Origin of the sequence: Neobittarella massiliensis (ex Bilen et al. 2018) (assembly GCF_900289145.1) — a bacterium.
GTDB lineage: Bacteria > Bacillota > Clostridia > Oscillospirales > Ruminococcaceae > Neobittarella > Neobittarella massiliensis.
The window spans coordinates 1-16,053 of sequence record NZ_OKQO01000015.1 but is presented as its reverse complement, the minus strand read 5'-3'; the positions used below and the strand labels follow the sequence as shown (position 1 = coordinate 16,053).

13 protein-coding genes and 1 tRNA gene are annotated in these 16,053 nt (G+C 60.0%); 10 read left to right on the top strand and 4 right to left on the bottom strand.

Features of this window, described 5'->3' with window-relative positions; genetic code table 11:
- Nucleotides 1-18 precede the first annotated feature (18 nt).
- Nucleotides 19-1,470 (bottom strand): alpha-amylase, encoded by a 1,452-nt coding sequence (locus C6Y32_RS14735; protein WP_243562804.1) that lies wholly within the window; start codon nucleotides 1,468-1,470, stop codon nucleotides 19-21.
- Nucleotides 1,471-1,846: 376 nt separating this feature from the next.
- Between C6Y32_RS14735 and cas3 the strand changes: the two genes are divergently transcribed.
- The 7 genes from cas3 to cas2 are packed head-to-tail and all read left to right on the top strand — an operon-like array spanning nucleotide 1,847 to nucleotide 9,320.
- Nucleotides 1,847-3,961: a CRISPR-associated helicase Cas3' gene (cas3, locus tag C6Y32_RS14730; protein ID WP_243562807.1), complete on the top strand. Its 2,115-nt coding sequence runs from the start codon at nucleotides 1,847-1,849 to the stop codon at nucleotides 3,959-3,961.
- A 48-nt stretch (nucleotides 3,962-4,009) separates the two neighbouring features.
- A complete protein-coding gene (cas5c, locus tag C6Y32_RS14725; RefSeq protein ID WP_105206036.1) occupies nucleotides 4,010-4,666 on the top strand; it encodes a type I-C CRISPR-associated protein Cas5c in 657 nt (218 codons plus the stop codon).
- Nucleotides 4,663-6,423, top strand: a complete 1,761-nt coding sequence (gene cas8c / locus C6Y32_RS14720; RefSeq protein ID WP_105206035.1) for a type I-C CRISPR-associated protein Cas8c/Csd1 — start codon at nucleotides 4,663-4,665, stop codon at nucleotides 6,421-6,423. Before cas5c ends, cas8c begins: the two co-directional genes overlap by 4 nt.
- A gap of 1 nt (nucleotide 6,424) precedes the next feature.
- Nucleotides 6,425-7,321, top strand: coding sequence for a type I-C CRISPR-associated protein Cas7/Csd2 (cas7c, locus tag C6Y32_RS14715; RefSeq protein ID WP_105206034.1), 897 nt, complete (start codon nucleotides 6,425-6,427; stop codon nucleotides 7,319-7,321).
- Nucleotides 7,318-7,986, top strand: coding sequence for a CRISPR-associated protein Cas4 (gene cas4, locus C6Y32_RS14710; RefSeq protein ID WP_105206033.1), 669 nt, complete (start codon nucleotides 7,318-7,320; stop codon nucleotides 7,984-7,986). The genes cas7c and cas4 overlap by 4 nt, the downstream gene beginning before the upstream one ends.
- Nucleotides 7,983-9,014, top strand: coding sequence for a type I-C CRISPR-associated endonuclease Cas1c (cas1c, locus tag C6Y32_RS14705; RefSeq protein ID WP_105206032.1), 1,032 nt, complete (start codon nucleotides 7,983-7,985; stop codon nucleotides 9,012-9,014). The genes cas4 and cas1c overlap by 4 nt, the downstream gene beginning before the upstream one ends.
- 15 nt (nucleotides 9,015-9,029) lie before the next feature.
- Entirely contained in the window at nucleotides 9,030-9,320 is a 291-nt protein-coding gene (gene cas2 / locus C6Y32_RS14700; protein ID WP_105206031.1) for a CRISPR-associated endonuclease Cas2, read from the top strand.
- A gap of 564 nt (nucleotides 9,321-9,884) precedes the next feature.
- Here the strand turns inward: cas2 and C6Y32_RS14695 are convergent.
- The 3 genes from C6Y32_RS14695 to C6Y32_RS14685 all read right to left on the bottom strand — a co-directional run bounded on the left by C6Y32_RS14695 (nucleotide 9,885) and on the right by C6Y32_RS14685 (nucleotide 12,123).
- Nucleotides 9,885-11,348, bottom strand: a complete 1,464-nt coding sequence (locus C6Y32_RS14695) for an ADP-ribosylglycohydrolase family protein (RefSeq protein ID WP_105206030.1) — start codon at nucleotides 11,346-11,348, stop codon at nucleotides 9,885-9,887.
- Between the two features lie 311 nt (nucleotides 11,349-11,659).
- Complete coding sequence (locus C6Y32_RS14690; RefSeq protein WP_243562803.1) at nucleotides 11,660-11,968, bottom strand: hypothetical protein; 309 nt, start codon at nucleotides 11,966-11,968, stop codon at nucleotides 11,660-11,662.
- 78 nt (nucleotides 11,969-12,046) lie between these two features.
- A tRNA-Arg gene (locus C6Y32_RS14685) sits at nucleotides 12,047-12,123 on the bottom strand.
- Nucleotides 12,124-12,400: 277 nt separating this feature from the next.
- Here C6Y32_RS14685 and C6Y32_RS14680 point away from each other — a divergent pair.
- The 3 genes from C6Y32_RS14680 to C6Y32_RS14670 all read left to right on the top strand — a co-directional run bounded on the left by C6Y32_RS14680 (nucleotide 12,401) and on the right by C6Y32_RS14670 (nucleotide 15,515).
- Nucleotides 12,401-13,393 (top strand): nucleoside hydrolase, encoded by a 993-nt coding sequence (locus C6Y32_RS14680; protein ID WP_164998310.1) that lies wholly within the window; start codon nucleotides 12,401-12,403, stop codon nucleotides 13,391-13,393.
- Between the two features lie 11 nt (nucleotides 13,394-13,404).
- Nucleotides 13,405-14,400, top strand: coding sequence for a nucleoside hydrolase (locus C6Y32_RS14675; protein WP_105206027.1), 996 nt, complete (start codon nucleotides 13,405-13,407; stop codon nucleotides 14,398-14,400).
- A 125-nt stretch (nucleotides 14,401-14,525) separates the two neighbouring features.
- Entirely contained in the window at nucleotides 14,526-15,515 is a 990-nt protein-coding gene (locus C6Y32_RS14670; RefSeq protein WP_105206026.1) for a nucleoside hydrolase, read from the top strand.
- The last annotated feature ends 538 nt before the right edge of the window (nucleotides 15,516-16,053 follow it).

The window sequence follows — 16,053 nt, the reverse complement described above, 5'->3', positions numbered from 1 at the left end:
ATAATAGGACAAACCCCCTCAGGGACACAACCCCCATACAGCGGCTGCACCGCCGCCCACCGAAAAGGTGCCGTACCCATCGCCGTCCACCGTCACCGTGTCTGGCCGTCCCCCCAGCAGATCGTAAAAGCGGCAGCCGGCAAACGCTGTCCCTATGTACATCCGCTTTTCGCCGCCCGGCCCGTCCGACAAAAGGCAGGCCAGCCCCGAGCCGGGGTGGCAGCTGTCCCCCTCCCGGGTAAAGCCCACGATGTCGGCGTGGTCAAAGTAGTCGTGCTGCGGCCCATAGGCCAGATCGCGGCGGGCCGCCACCAACGCCCCCAGCACCGGCTGCAGCGGCGGTATGCCGTCGTGGGGTATCCCAAAATAGTCGCCGTAAAACACACAGGGTATCCCCTCCTGCCGCAGCAGAATATAGGCGTAAGCCAAAGGCTTAAACCACCGCGGCACAAACGACTGCAGCGCCTGGCCGGGCTGGGTGTCGTGGTTGTCCACAAAGGTCACCGCCCGCTGGGGCTGCCGGCAACTGAGGGTGTCCTGCGGCAAACTGCCCATGTCAAAGCTGCCCCCGGCCTGGCCGGCAGTGTAAAATTTGTAGTGCAGCGGCACGTCAAAAAGTCGCATACAGCCGCCGCACTGCTGTAAGTAGTGCTCCAGCGCCCCACAGTCGGCGTGCCAGTACTCACCCACCGCCGGCAGTGTCTCTCCCCGGGCGGCAGCCATCTCGCAGAGCCAGCGGGTGTAAAAGTCAAAGCGCATGTGCTTTACCGCGTCCAGCCGCAGACCGTCGACTCCGGTAGTCTGCAGGTACCACTTTCCCCACTGGGTCAGCGCTGCCAGTACCTGCTCGTTGCCCAGGTCCAGATCGGCGCCCATCAGGTAGTCGTAGTTGCCGTTTTCCCGGTCCACCTCGCCGTCCCACTGCTTGCCGTGAAATTTGTAAATGCCGCCGCAGCGGCCCGCCTCATCCCAGTCGGTGCCGTCAAAGCAGTGCCAGTCCCAGCAAAAATCCGCGTACTTGCCGCCCCGCCCGGGAAAGGTGAACTTGGTCCAGGCACAAATGGTCTGCTCCTGCCCCACCGGGTGCTGCCGGTCGCCGGGGTCGTAGCGCACCGCCGGCACCTTTTCGGTCTCGTCGGCGCCCATCATGTGGTCTAATACGATATCTGCGTAAACGGCCACCCCAAACCGGTGCAGGGCGGCTATGGCCTCTAGGTATTCCTGCCGGGTGCCGTATTTGGTGGCCACCGTCCCCTTTTGCGCAAACTCGCCCAGGTCGTACAGGTCATATACCCCGTACCCCACATCGTCGCTGCCGCTGGCCCCTTTGTAGGCCGGCGGCAGCCACAGAGCGGTAAACCCATCCCGGGCCAACCGGGGCGCCATCTGCGCCACCTGTCGCCACAGGCTGCCGTCGGCGGGCAGGTACCACTCAAAGCACTGCAGCATCGTCTGGTTATTTCTGGGCAAAAGCGCCCCTCCTCCCGCTGGGGAAATAAAGCCCCATAATGCACCACCAGTATACACCTTTTCCCCTAAAGCGTAGCCCTCTTTGCAAAATTTTAATACCGTCTTAATGGCCCCTATAAAAAATTTTTGCCCCCAAAAGTCCCGTTTTAACAATTTGGTAACAATTACATCTGTACAGTATCTGCAAAGCGATCATTTTTCAGGGGGAAAAGTAGCCAGATAGTGGCCGCAAAACCATGCTGACTACACAAAAATATTTCCGAAGAACGGCACGATATTGCATATTTCGACAGGTACCGCTATACTGACTTTATATCTGAAAAACCCACATTTTTAATACTAGGATGATCCCAATAAAGGAGATGACGCCTTGTACGTGGCCCATAAAAGCCCGGCCGGCCGCATCCAACCGCTGGCCGAGCACCTGCAAAACACCGCCCAACTGGCCTGCAGCTTTGCTGCAGACTTCGACATGGCCCCCCAGGCAGAGCTGGTGGGCCTGGCTCACGACATCGGCAAGTACTCGCAGGCCTTTCAGCGCCGTATCCTGGAAAACGGGCCCAAGGTGGACCACTCCACCGCCGGTGCCAAGGTGCTGGACGCGCGGCACCTGCGGCTGCTGGGCTGGTGTGTGGCCGGCCACCACACCGGCCTGCCCGATTTCGGCACCGCCGGCGACATGCCCGACCGCCCCACGCTGCAGGGCCGGCTAAAGCGGCAGGTGGAGGACTACAGCGCCTTTGCCGGCGAGATAGAGCTGCCGGAGGTGACGGTGTCACCGCCCGGCGACTACTTCGATATCGCCTTTATGACCCGCATGCTGTTTTCGGCGCTGGTGGACGCCGACTTTCTGGACACCGAGCAGGCCATGGCCGACGGCGGCCCACCGGCGCGGGGCCGGTTTGATGATATCCCCACCCTGTACCAGAAATTGGTACAGCACCTGGAGAGAAAAAACTGGTGGCCGCCGCAGGGGGTCTACAACCAAAAGCGCTGCCAGATCATCGAAAATTGCTTTCGCGCCGGCAAAAAGGATCAGGGGCTCTACACCCTGACGGTGCCCACCGGCGGCGGCAAGACCATCGCCTCGCTGGCCTTTGCGCTGGCCCACGCCAGGGCCCACGGCCTCAAGCGGGTGGTGTATGTCATCCCCTATACCAGCATCATCGAGCAGACCGCCCAGGTTTTCGGCGACATTTTGGGCCCCCACAACGTGCTGGAACACCACAGCAACGTGGACTTCGACGGGCGCGACAGCCCAGAGATGGACATGCTGCGGCTGGCCGCCGAGAATTGGGACGTGCCGGTGGTGGTCACCACCAGCGTCCAGTTCTTCGAGTCGCTGTTTGGCAACCGGTCCGGCCGCTGCCGCAAACTGCACAATCTAGCCAAGAGCGTGGTGATCTTCGACGAGGCGCAGATGTTGCCAGTAGACCTGCTGCGCCCCTGTATCGAGGCCGTCCGCGTGCTGGTGCAGCACTGCCACACCACGGCAGTGCTGTGCACCGCCACCCAGCCCTCGCTGGAAAAGCTGTTTCCCCCGGGCACCCCCATCACCGAGCTCTGCCCCGATACCCAGCAGCTCTACGAGCTGTTTCGCCGCACCACCATCTGCGATCTGGGGCGGCTGGAGCAGGAGCAGCTGGCGCAGCGGTTGGCCGGCCACAGCCAGGCACTGTGTATCGTCAACAGCCGCAAGCTGGCTCAGCAGATCTACCTGCAGCTGCCGCCGGAGGGGAGCTTTCACCTCTCCACCCTCATGACCCCCGACCACCGCCGTCAGGTACTAGAGGAGATACGGCAGCGGCTGCAAGATAAGGCGGGGCCGCCCTGCCGGGTGGTGGCCACCTCGCTCATCGAGGCCGGGGTGGATGTGGATTTCCCCGCCGTGTACCGGCAGGAGGCGGGGCTCGACTCCATCATCCAGGCCGCCGGCCGCTGCAACCGCGAGGGCCGTCGCCGCCCGGAGGAGAGCGAGGTATACGTCTTTTCGCTCGGCGCCCGTAACCCGGATCAGATCGGCCAAAGCATCGCCATTTTGCACGAGGTACAGAGGTGTTACCGCGATATAGCCGCGCCGGATGCCATCCGCGCCTACTTCGATCAGCTGCACGACCTGAAAGGCGATGTGCTGGACAAAAAGCAGCTCATCCCCAAATTGCGGCGGCTGGCTGTCGCCGAGGCGGCCCGGGCGTGCAAGCTCATCGAGAGCGACACCAGGACGGTGGTCATCCCCCGCAATGCCCAGGCGCGGAATCTGGCTCAGCAGCTGTGCCGCAGTGTTGAGGGCGGCTTTTTGTCCCGGGAACTCATGCGCGGGATAGCTAAAGAGTCGGTGAGCATCTACCCGGAACACTTTGCCCGGCTGGAGCAGGCCGGCGACATCCAGTTGCTCACCCCCGAGCTGGCGGTGCTGCAAAACCCCCGCCTCTACAGCGATAAGACCGGCCTCTCGCAGGAGGCCGAGTACGGAAAAGGGGTGTTTGTGTAAGGTGTATCGGCAACCGGCAAAAAACTGACAGAGAGGAGATGGTCACAGTTGTCCATCCAGGTAGAGGTCTGGGGCGAATACGCCTGTTTTTCCAGACCCGAAATGAAGGTGGAGCGGGTGTCTTACGACGTGATGACCCCGTCGGCTGCCCGCGGCCTCATCGAGGCCATATACTGGCACCCGGGCATGCGCTGGCACATCGACAGCATCCGGGTGCTCTCACCCATCCGCTTTACCAATATCCGCCGCAACGAGGTCAAATCTAAAATTTTGGCCAGCAATGTCCGCTCGGTAATGATGGGGTCTGACCGCCCGCTGTTTTTAAGCACCCAGGACGATATCGTCCAGCGGGCGGCCATGGTACTGCGCGACGTGCACTACATCATCACCGCCCATTTCGAGATGACCGGCCGGGCCAACAGCAGCGACAACCCCGGCAAGTTCCAGGATATCGTGCGCCGGCGGCTGGCCACCGGTGGGTGCTACCACCAGCCCTATTTTGGCTGCCGCGAGTTCCCGGCCCATTTTGCCCCCTACACCGGCGGCGAGCTGGCAGTGCCGCCAGAGCTCGCCGGCGAAAAAGACCTGGGCTTTATGCTTTATGACATGGACTACACCGACCCGCAAGATATCCGCCCCCAGTTTTTCAGGGCGGTGCTGCGCGACGGCCTGCTAGACCTGCGCGATTGCGAGGTGGTCTCGTGATCTTACAGGCGCTCGCCAGCTACTACGACCAGCTGCTCTCTCAGGGCCAGGTGCCCCGCAGCGGCTGGGCGCCGGTCAAGGTGAGTTTCGCCCTTACCTTGGACGAGCGGGGCCGGCTCATCGACCTGCTGCCCCTCAAAGAGGAGGTGCAGCGGGGCAAAAAGACGGTGCTCATCCCCCGGGTCTACCAGCTGCCCCAGCCGGTCATCCGCACCGCCGGGGCCCGGGCAAATTTCCTCTGCGACACCGCCGGCTACCTGCTGGGCATCGATGGAAAAGGCAAGCCCGAGCGCACGCGAAAGTGCTTTGCACTCTGCGGGCAGCTGCACGAGCAGCTGCTCTCCGGCTGCGACCACCCGGCCGCCCGGGCGGTGTGCGCCCACTTTGCCACCTGGGATCCGGCAGCGGCCAGAGAGGATCCCATACTGGCCCCCTACCTGGACGAGCTGCTGGCCGGGGCCAACCTGATCTTTCGCTTTGCAGGCCAGTTTTTGCAGGATATCCCCGAGATAGCTGCCGCCTGGGACAGCCGCCCCGGCGAGGACGAGCAGCCGGTGTACGGCCGCTGCCTGGTCACCGGCGGCTATCAGCCCATCGCCCAGCTGCACAACCCCATCAAGGGGGTCAAGGGGGCCCAGGCCACCGGCGCGGCGCTGGTCGCTTTTAACGCCCCGTCGTTTACCTCCTATGAAAAGGAGCAGAGCTACAACGCCCCGGTGGGCAAGCCGGCGGTGTTTGCCTACACCACCGCTCTCAACTACCTGCTGGCCGACGGGGAGCACGTGCAGCACATCGGTGACACAACCGTCGTCTACTGGTCTGAAAACGCCCAGCCGGCCTATCCGGATATCTGGGGCGGCAGCATCCAGGGAGAGAGCGAAAAATTCTCTCCAGAGATCTTGCACGCGGCCATGGAGGCGCTGGCCCAGGGCCACACCTACCAGCTGGACGGGCAGACCCTCGAGCCCGACGTGCACTTTTACATCCTCGGCCTGGCGCCCAACGCCGCCCGGCTGTCGGTTCGCTTTTTCTACCAGGACACCTTTGGCGCCCTGATGAAAAACGTGCGGCAGCACTATCGCGACCTGGAGATGGTGCGCCCGGCCTTTGAAAAGTTCGAGCAGCTGTCGCTGAGCGCACTGCTCTACGAGACGGTCAACAAAAACGCCCGCGACAAGTCCGCCGTTCCGGTCATGGCCGGCGCAGTGTACCGGGCCATCACCGGCGGGACTCCATACCCCGAATCGCTGCTAAACAGCGCGATGCTGCGCATACGGGCCGAGCGGCGCATCTCCTGGGGCCGGGCCTCGATTATCAAGGCGGTGCTCTTGCGCCGGCAAAACACACCGCCACAACTCAAGGAGGTATTGCAGGTGAAGCTCAACGAAAACAGCTCGTACAGCCCCTATGTGCTGGGGCGCATATTCTCGGTGCTGGAGGCGGCCCAGCAGGAGGCAAACCCCGGCATCAACGCCACCATCCGTGACCGGTACTTTAACTCCGCCGCCTCCACGCCGTCCTCTATCTTCCCGGTGCTCATGCGGCTGTACAGCGCCCACATCAAAAAGATACCCAACATCAACCACAAAATCCACTACGAAAAACAGCTGCAAGAGCTCTGGGGCAAACTCGATGAGACGCTGCCCGCCCGCCACAGCCTGCCCCAGCAACAGGCTTTTTACATGGGCTATTACCACCAGAACCAAAAGCGGTTCGAGAAAAAAGCAGATGCACAAAAGGCAGAGGAGGACAATTGACATGGCAGAACCCATCAAAAACAGGTATGATTTTGTAGTGCTCTTTGACGTGGAGAACGGCAACCCCAACGGCGACCCCGACGCCGGCAACATGCCCCGCATCGACCCCGAGACCGGCTACGGCCTGGTCACCGACGTGTGTCTCAAGCGCAAGATACGCAACTATGTCGAGACTGCCAAAGAGGGCCAGCCCGGCTATGAGATCTACATCAAAGACCAAGTCCCCCTAAACCGCAGCGACGCCCGCGCCTACAGCTACCTGGGCATCGACGAGAAGTCTATCAAAGAGGCCAAGAAAAAAGACGACCAGCTGGATATCAAGATCCGCGACTTCATGTGCCAAAACTTCTACGATATCCGCACTTTTGGCGCGGTGATGACCACCTTTGTCAAGGCGGCGCTGGGCTGTGGGCAGGTTCGCGGGCCGGTGCAGCTGGGTTTTGCCCGCAGCGTGGAGCCCATCGTCCCGCAGGAGGTCACCATCACCCGCATCGCCATCACCACCGAAAAAGACGCCGAGAAAAAGGGGACCGAGATGGGCCGCAAGTACATCGTCCCCTACGGCCTATACCGGGTAGAGGGGTATGTATCGGCCAACTTGGCCCGCAAAAGCACCGGCTTTTCCAATGAGGACCTGCAGCTGTTGTGGCAGGCCATCACCAATATGTTTGAAGACGATCGCTCCGCCGCCCGGGGCAAAATGGCGGTGCGGGAGCTCATCGTCTTCCAGCACGACTGCCCGATGGGCTGTGCTCCGGCCCACAAGCTGTTTGACGCCGTCACCGTCACCCGAGTCGGCGAAGATACGGCCGCACCCGCCCGCAGCTATCGGGATTACCGGGTCGACATAGACGAGACAGCCATCCCGCATGGGGTCACCTGCACCCGCATGATATGAGCGGCTATTGCGAGGAGGAGTACCTGCAGCTCTCCGGCATACAGCACTTCGCCTTTTGCCGCCGGCAGTGGGCGCTTATTCACCTAGAACAGCAGTGGGCCGACAACCTGCGCACCGTCGAGGGGGAGCTCATGCACCCAAATGCCCACGACCGCCAGTTCAGCGAGCGCCGGGGCGAGCTGCTCGTCGCCCGCGGTATGGCGGTGTACTCGGCCCGGCTGGGGGTTACCGGCGCCTGTGACGTGGTGGAATTTCACCAGAGCCAAGACGGCGTGGCCCTCATCGGTCGACGGGACAAGTGGCTGCCGGTGCCGGTGGAGTACAAGCGCGGCACCTCCAAGATGACCGATGCCGACCGGCTGCAGCTCTGCTGTCAGGCCATCTGCTTAGAGGAGATGCTGGCCTGCGAGATATCCACCGGCTACCTCTACTACGGGCAGACCCGCCGCCGGGAACAGGTGGACTTTGTGCCGAAATTGCGGCAAACGGTGGAGGAGATGCTCTGTGAGATGCACCAGTATACCCAGCGGCAGTACACCCCCAAGGTAAAGCCGCACCGGGGGTGCCGGGCATGCTCGCTCAAAGATGTCTGCCTGCCCGAGCTGTGCGGGGATCTGTCGGCCACCGACTATTTGCGCGCACATGCACAGGAGGGCCCGGTATGAGAAAACTGCTCAACACCCTGTATGTCACCTCCCCCGATACCTACCTGGCGCTGGACGGCGAAAATGTGCTGGTGCTAAAGGAACAGGAGACGCTGCTGCGGGTGCCGCTGCACACGCTGGAACAGATCCTCTACTTCGGCTACAAAGGGGCCAGCCCGGCGCTGATGGGCGCCTGTACCAAGCGCGATATCCGCCTGGCTTTCCTCACACCAAACGGCCGATTCCTCGCCGCCGCCTGCGGCGAGAGCAGGGGCAATGTGCTGCTGCGCGCCCAGCAGGTGCGGTTGGCCGACGACCCGGCGCGCAGTGCCCGGCTGGCCCGATGCTTTATTTTTGGCAAGGTATACAATGCCCGCTGGGTGCTGGAGCGGGCCACCCGCGATCACCCCATGCGCGTAGATGTGCCCGCTATAAAACAGATCACCGCCCAGTTGGCCGGCTCTCTGCCGCAGATACTCGACTGCACCGACCCCGAGCAGCTGCGGGGGCTGGAGGGCGCTGCCGCCGAACAGTATTTCGGTGTGCTGGACCAGCTCATTTTGCGCAATAAAGAGGACTTCTTTTTTCGCGGCCGCAACCGCCGCCCGCCCACCGACAATGTAAACGCCCTGCTCTCGTTTGTGTACACCCTGTTGACAAACGACGTGGCCGCCGCCCTTGAGGCCAATGGCCTGGACTGTTACATAGGTTTTTTGCACCGCTTTCGCCCCGGCCGCCGCTCGCTGGCACTGGACATGATAGAGGAGCTGCGCTGTGCGCTGGCCGACCGTTTCGTGCTCTCGCTGATCAACAACCGCACAGTGGAGAAGAAGGGGTTCGTCCGGCAGGAAAACGGCGCCGTCTACATGACCGACGACACGCGCAAGACGGTCCTCGGCGCCTGGCAGACCCGCAAGCAGGAGCAGATCACCCACCCATTTTTAAACGAGAAGATACCCTGGGGGCTGGTCCCCCACGTGCAGGCGATGTTGCTGGCCCGGTATATCCGCGGCGATCTGGACGACTACCCGCCATTTTTGTGGAAATAGGGGAGGGGTGAGACCGTGTTGGTGCTCATTGCATACGACGTCAACACCGAGATGCCGCAGGGGCGCGCTCGGCTGCGCAAAGTGGCCAAGCAGTGCGTCAATTACGGGCAGCGGGTGCAAAACTCGCTGTTCGAGTGTATCCTCGATGCCGCCCAGCTAAAAAAGGTGCAGCACCTGCTCTTGCAACTCATCGATCCGGAAAAAGACAGCCTGCGATTTTATTACCTGGGCAATCACTACCAGGCCAAAGTGGAGCACTTCGGCGCCAAGCAGACCTACCAGGCTGAAGGCTTGCTCATGGTGTGACGCCGTGGTGCGAGGTGTAAGTGAACAGAAAAGCTCTGGCATGTTCGCACCGCAGTTGTGTACAGATCGGCCGCTGATTTGACATGGCTGGCCTATCTAGCTGCACATGAGGGGAGCCCATTCGCCATAAACAGAGAAAATGCACGGATCGTACAGCGGCATTTTGTCTATAACTGCCGTCGCTCCCCCCGCGGGAGCGTGGATTGAAATGCCACACGGCCCGCATTTATCTACTAGATCCAATGTCGCTCCCCCCGCGGGAGCGTGGATTGAAATTATATGCCGACCCGTCGGCGGGTTGATCTAACGAAGTCGCTCCCCCCGCGGGAGCGTGGATTGAAATTTCCGCATTGAGCACACCTTAGTATACCAGCGAGGTCGCTCCCCCCGCGGGAGCGTGGATTGAAATACCAGGCTTCGGACGGTGTTGTAGACGGTGGTGAGGTCGCTCCCCCCGCGGGAGAGCGGAAAAGAGGTCTTCCTTGTGCGTGCACAAAGAAGACCTCTTTACTATTTTTACCTTTGCTTATCTTATTGCTTGTCTATCCAAACACAGCCGTTTGTCTAAACGCATTTTTCCGCCACTGCCACGGCCAGCGTCCGGTCGGCCAGTTCCTCCAGCTCCATCAGGTGGTAACCGTCTACCGAGCTGGCCAGCTTGTACCCAAAGCAGTCCCCCCAGTAAGCGGGGATACCTGCACTGCCCAGCATAGAACCCATGATGGCCCCCACCACCGCCCCGTTAGAGTCGGTGTCCATAGCCGCCTGTACACACAGGCCCAGCGCCTTGGCAAAGTCGCCCGCACCGTGCAGCAGCGACAGCACCACGATCACCGCGTTGGGGATGGTATGGCACCAGTCGAACATGTCGTTTTCGTCGTACCGGCCGTGCAGCTTTTGCACCGCCTGCTCGTAGGTGACGCCAGCGTCAAAATCAGATATGGTGTCCCGCACCGCCTCGGCCAGCCGTGAATGTGTCGGTATCTGCGACAAGCCGGCGCCGATCACCGCCCGCACATCGCCACACACTATGGCTGCCGCCACCATCGCCGCGGCGAACATCTCCCCGTATATGCCGTTGCGCACATGCGATACACAGGCGTCCCGGTAAGCCATTTCCGCTGCCGCCTGCGGGTCGCCCGGGTTCACCCAGCCAAATATTTCCGCCCGTATCTGTGCCCCCACCCATTCCCGGTAGGGGTTGCGGTACACGGCTGTCTCCGGTGGGCGCATGCCGCCCAGCGCATTGACATAGGCGATGCGCTCGGCGGTGCAGCACACCCCGGCCGGCATCCAGTTGACCCAGGCAAACAGCACCTCCTCAGGGGTGAAATCCCGTCCAAAGGTCTCTAACAGCCGCAGGTTGAGCACCGTGTAGTTGGTGTCGTCGTCGATGGGCGCGTGGTCGCCGATCTCGTCGATCCAGGGCTGTTTGTTCACCGGGCTGCCTACGGCAATGTCGTACTTTTCCCGTATCAGCGGGGTAAAGTCAGCCGCCGCAATATACCGGTCTACAGGGTAGTTGCCAATATCGTGCAGCATGCCTCGCAGCGGTTTTAGCGCCCAAAATTCCAGCGGTTTGCCGAGCAGACAGCCGGAGACCCGACCGGTCCAACCGGCCAAAATGCGGTCGCGCAGCACCGCCCTGTCTGGCAGCGGGCCTACATCTCGGCTCTCGGGCCGCTGTGCCAAAATACCCGCATAGTCCGATGGCTCGCAGTAGACGTGCCCCGGCCGCACCGCGGCGGCCTCCAGCGCGTCGTACAGCGCATAGGCCAGCGGCAGCTGGTCACGTGCCGCAGCCGGCCCCTTGGCCGCCGCGTCCCGCACTGCACGGCAGGCTTCTTCCAGCGCCGCTACGTCTCGGCCCTCGTCCCGGGCCTGTTGCCACTGGGCGTACAGCTTACCACTGTAGATCTCAAAGGGATTGTTGCCCATCGCATAGCGCTTTTTCCGCTTACCGGCTAAAAACCAGCCGCAGCGGCAGTTCCCCGCCATCGGTTGCTCTGCCATCTTTTCTCTGTCCATATCGCCCCTCCTGTCAGCCGCCCATACGGCGCGGCACGACCTAACCGTCCATATCTCCAGTATATTTCGCCTGCCCGGCTCTGTCTATTGCCACCTGTCCAAAGCTGACCGGCCATCCTTGTTAAAAACATCGAATTGCCCCGCTATGTCCGCACCGAGCCGCCCACGGCGATTCAAGACCTGCCCGGGTATAATAAACAAAGGGCCCGCATAAACGCTGCGTTTATGCGGGCCTTTCTACGGTACTGGTGGGAAATAGATCTATGCTTTGGGTGAGATTGTGCTCAATAATGTCGCCAATAAACGGGAAGTCATCTGCCTTTTCTAAAACTTCCACCACCCCGGTAAGTGTTCACCGAACAGGTAAATTCTTGTCCGCATTTTGGGCATTTAATCGTGTGAAAAATAATGTCATCGATCCAACGACCATCTTTATTTTTATGTTTGCCCAATTCACAGTTCCCATCAGTGAATATAAAATCGTATATATCAATCATTTTTTCAAGATACACAACAATTTTCTCATATTCCAAAGGTGTAGAAATATTTTCTACTAAATGTATTTGTAAACAATAATCACACATAACTTCATCTCGCCAAATTTTGATTTGTCTATCCATCAGATTATATAAATCATCTTTACTGTGCTAATATCACATAAAATAAAAACCATCAATCATTTCTGATTGATGGTTTTCTGGTACGCCCGACAGGGTTCGAACCTGCGACCTATAGAGTCGGAGTCTATCGCGCTATCCAGCTGCGCCACGGGCGCATACCAACGAGCAACAGCCATCTGGCGATTGCTCTATGTATTATACCACATATTTTTAAAAATGCAATCGACATTTGCAAACTCATCGCCCGTTTTTTGCCGCCGCCGTGCCGCGCTGGTTTGTAGCCTCCTCTAAAGATGTGGAAAAAAGATTGTGACCTTCATTCGTTGTGCCCCATTTTAAAAGAAAGTATAATAGGACATAGTAGAGTCCAAAGCAAACCGATACCGCGCCCGCACTGCCGGGCCGTAGCGCACAAAAAAGGAGTGTAGAATCGTGAGTACCAAGAAAAAAGTCATCCTCGACGTCGATACCGGTTCCGACGACGCCATCGCCATCATGCTGGCCGTCTTATCCGGCGAACTCGATATCATCGGCATCACCGTCACCCAGGGCAACCGCCCGTTGGCCAACTGTGTCGAGAACACCCTGCGGGTGCTGGATATGCTGAGCGTGGGCGATAAGATCCCCGTCTTTGCCGGCTGCCCGCAGCCCATGGTCCGCAACCTCACCGTGGGCCGCAACGCCGCCGTGCCCGACAACGGTATCTCCAAGACCGTCGACGGGGTCGAGTACTCCATTCACCCCGCCTATCTCGATCTGCCTGCCGCCACCTCTAAAGTGCAGCAGAAAAACGGCGTGTCCTTTATTATCGAGGCGGTCAAAAACTCCCCCGACCCGGTCACGCTGGTCCCGGTGGGTCCGCCGACCAATGTAGGCATGGCTTTCCGCATGGACCCCACTATCATCGACAATGTAGAGGAAGTGGTGTTCATGGGTGGCGGCGTCGATAAGGGCAACATCACCCCGGTGGCCGAGGCCAACTTCTACCACGACCCTGAGGCGGCCAAGATCATCATCGACAGCGGCGTCAAGTGCCGCATCATCGGCCTCAACGCCACCCACTCCGCTGAACTCACCCTCGACGATGCCGACAAGTTTATCGCCACCGGTACCCCGGCCGGCAAGCTCACCGGCGATCTCATCCGCACCCGCATCGAGGCCGAGGTGGTGCTGGGCGGCGGCAACGGCTGTTCCGACGCCATCCACGATGCGCTGTCGGTGGCCTGCATCATCGACCCCACCGTCATCACCGACCTGCGGCGGCAAAAATGCGATATCGATATCAACGGCGGCGCTTCCGATGGCCAGCTCATCGTCGAGCACCGCAACGAGAACGACACCTCGGTCAACAGCTATGTGGCTTACAGCGCCGACAAGCAAAAGTTCTTCAACATGATCTATAACGCTGTCGCCAGCCAAAAATAGGGGAGGACCATATGGATACCAAAAAGAAAGTTATTTTAGATGTAGATACCGGCTCCGACGACGCCATCGCCATTATGCTGGCGGTGCTCTCCGGCAAGCTCGACGTGGTGGGCATCACCGTCACCCAGGGCAATAAACCGCTGCCCAACTGTGTCGAGAACACCCTGCGGGTGCTCGACTTGATGGGCGTGGGCGATAAGATCCCCGTCTGTCCCGGCTGCCCGGCCCCCATGGTGAGAACGCTCACCCCCGGCCGCTACGCCAACAACCCCGAAAACCAGGTTCAGGCCCACAACAAAAAAGGCGAGCCCATCGACCTGCACCCCGCCTATCTGCCGGCGCCCCCGGCCCACTCCAAGCCGCAAAATATGCACGCCTGCACCTTCCTGGTCGAGACCATCAAGCAGAGCAAAGAGAAGATCACCATCATCCCCGTCGGCCCGGCCACCAATGTGGGCATGGCTTTCCGCATGGATCCCACCATCGCCGACAACGTGGAGGAAGTGGTCTTTATGGGCGGCAGCGTCGATAAGGGCAACATCACGCCCGTGGGTGAGGCCAACTTTGTCCACGACCCCGAGGCGGTCAAGATCATTATCGACAGCGGCGTCAAGTGCCGCATCATCGGCCTCAACGCCACCCACTCGGCCGAGTTTTACCGCGAGGATGCCGATGCCTACCTGGCTATCGGTAACGCAGCCGGCAAACTGGCACACGACCTCATGTACAACCGCATCGAGGTGGGTGAGGCTCTGGGCTGGACCCAGGACGGCGGCGACGCCCTGCACGACGCGCTGGCGGTGGCCTCGGTCATCGACCCCACCATCATCACCGACCTGCGGCAGGAACCCTGTGATATGGACATAAACGGTGGTGCCGGCGACGGCCAGCTCATCGTCGACCACCGCGGCGGCCAAGACCCCAATGCCAACACCTTTGTCGCCTACAAGGCCGATAAAAAGAAGTTCTTCCAAATGATCTACGACGCCTTAAAAAATCAAAAATGATCGCCCTTTACCGAGCGCCCGGCCACTCCCGCGTGGCCGGGCGCTCGGCCCATCTGACCCATCTTGCTTCTTATCGGCCCATCTGACCCATCTTGCTTCTTATATAATAGGGAGGAGGTCCACCCATGAAAAAACAGATCCCCGTCATCCTCGATGTAGATACCGGCTCCGACGACGCTGCCGCCATCCTGCTGGCGCTGCTGAGCGACCGGCTCAAGGTGTTGGGCATCACCGTCGTCCGCGGCGCGGTGCCGCTCTCTAACTGTGTGCAAAACACGCTGCAGGTGCTCGACCTGGTAGGTATGGGCGCTCAGGTCCCGGTCTACCCCGGCTGCCCGGCCCCCATGGTACGCGAGCTCACCCCCGGCCGCCTGACAAACCATCCGCACCACGCCACCCAGGCGTACGATAAGCAGGGGAGACCCATCCAGCTGCACCCGCCGGTGCTGCCCATCCCCGCGCCCCACACCCGGCCCCAAACCAGCCACGCCTGTACCTATCTGGTAGAGACTCTCAAAAACAGCCCTCAAAAAGTGACCCTCATCTCTGTGGGTATGCCCACCAACCTGGGCATGGCTTTTCGCATGGACCCCACCATCGCCGACAAGGTGGAAGAAGTGGTGTTCATGGGCGGCAGTGTAGACAAAGGCAACGCCACCCCCGTGGCCGAGTCCAACTTTTTCCGCGACCCCGAGGCGGCCAAGATCGTGCTCGACAGCGGCGTCGCCTGCCGTATCATCGGCCTCAACGCCACCCACTCAGCCGAGTTTCACCGCCCTGACGCCGCCCGCCTGGCGTCACTGGGCACGCCTGCCGGTCGGCTGGTGGCCGATATGATCGAAAACCGCATCCAGGTGGGCGAGTCGCTGGGCTGGACAGTCGACGGCGGCGATGCTCTGCACGATGCGCTGGCGGTGGCCTCGGTCATCGACCCCACCGTCATCACCGACCTGCGGCGTGAGCCCTGCGATATGGACATAAACGGCGGTGCCGGCGACGGCCAGCTCATCGTCGACCACCGCGGCGGCATCCGCCCCGACGTCCACACTGCTGTTGCCTATCGCGCCGACAAAGAGAAGTTCTTATCTATGCTGCTGGCCGCCTGTGCCGGTTAAAGCCCAGGTTTTGAATATTTTAAAAAAAGAGAGAGACGCACCGAGTGCGTCCCTCTCCTTTTTATTCCAATGGGTAATGATCGCACTGCTTAAAAGGAGATAAAAATACACGCCGTATAACAAAATAAGCATTCGATAAAAAAAGTAAAAAAGATAGTAAAAAGGCGTTGACAGGTGGTAAGGGGTGTGGTAATATAAACAAGCTGTCAGCGACAGAGGGCCGAGAAAACGGCCTAACAGTCAGGTTTGTCGGCGGAGGCAAAAAGCTCCGGCGAAAAAACATCTCAAAAAGGTGTTGACAAATTGGCAGTCGCATGATAGAATAAGGAACAGCGCTAAACGAGGCGCTGGACCACACGGACCTTGAAAATTGAACAATACTAAAGCTTGAACGGAACCCAAGATTCTAGATTTCTAGATAAAGAAATCATTCAAGTAATTTTAAACGTTAGAGTTTGAAATGAGCTAGATTTGGACAGGCGTGAGTCTGTTTAGATACAACTATGATAAAGAGTTTGATCCTGGCTCAGGACGAACG

Bases quoted from the DNA above. Each gene is read 5' to 3' on its own strand.
- cas7c (WP_105206034.1), top strand. From the start codon at position 6,425: ATGGCAGAACCCATCAAAAACAGGTATGATTTTGTAGTGCTCTTTGAC.
- cas4 (WP_105206033.1), top strand. From the start codon at position 7,318: ATGAGCGGCTATTGCGAGGAGGAGTACCTGCAGCTCTCCGGCATACAG.
- cas1c (WP_105206032.1), top strand. From the start codon at position 7,983: ATGAGAAAACTGCTCAACACCCTGTATGTCACCTCCCCCGATACCTAC.
- C6Y32_RS14695 (WP_105206030.1), bottom strand. From the start codon at position 11,348: ATGGACAGAGAAAAGATGGCAGAGCAACCGATGGCGGGGAACTGCCGC.
- C6Y32_RS14690 (WP_243562803.1), bottom strand. From the start codon at position 11,968: ATGGATAGACAAATCAAAATTTGGCGAGATGAAGTTATGTGTGATTAT.
- C6Y32_RS14675 (WP_105206027.1), top strand. From the start codon at position 13,405: ATGGATACCAAAAAGAAAGTTATTTTAGATGTAGATACCGGCTCCGAC.
- C6Y32_RS14670 (WP_105206026.1), top strand. From the start codon at position 14,526: ATGAAAAAACAGATCCCCGTCATCCTCGATGTAGATACCGGCTCCGAC.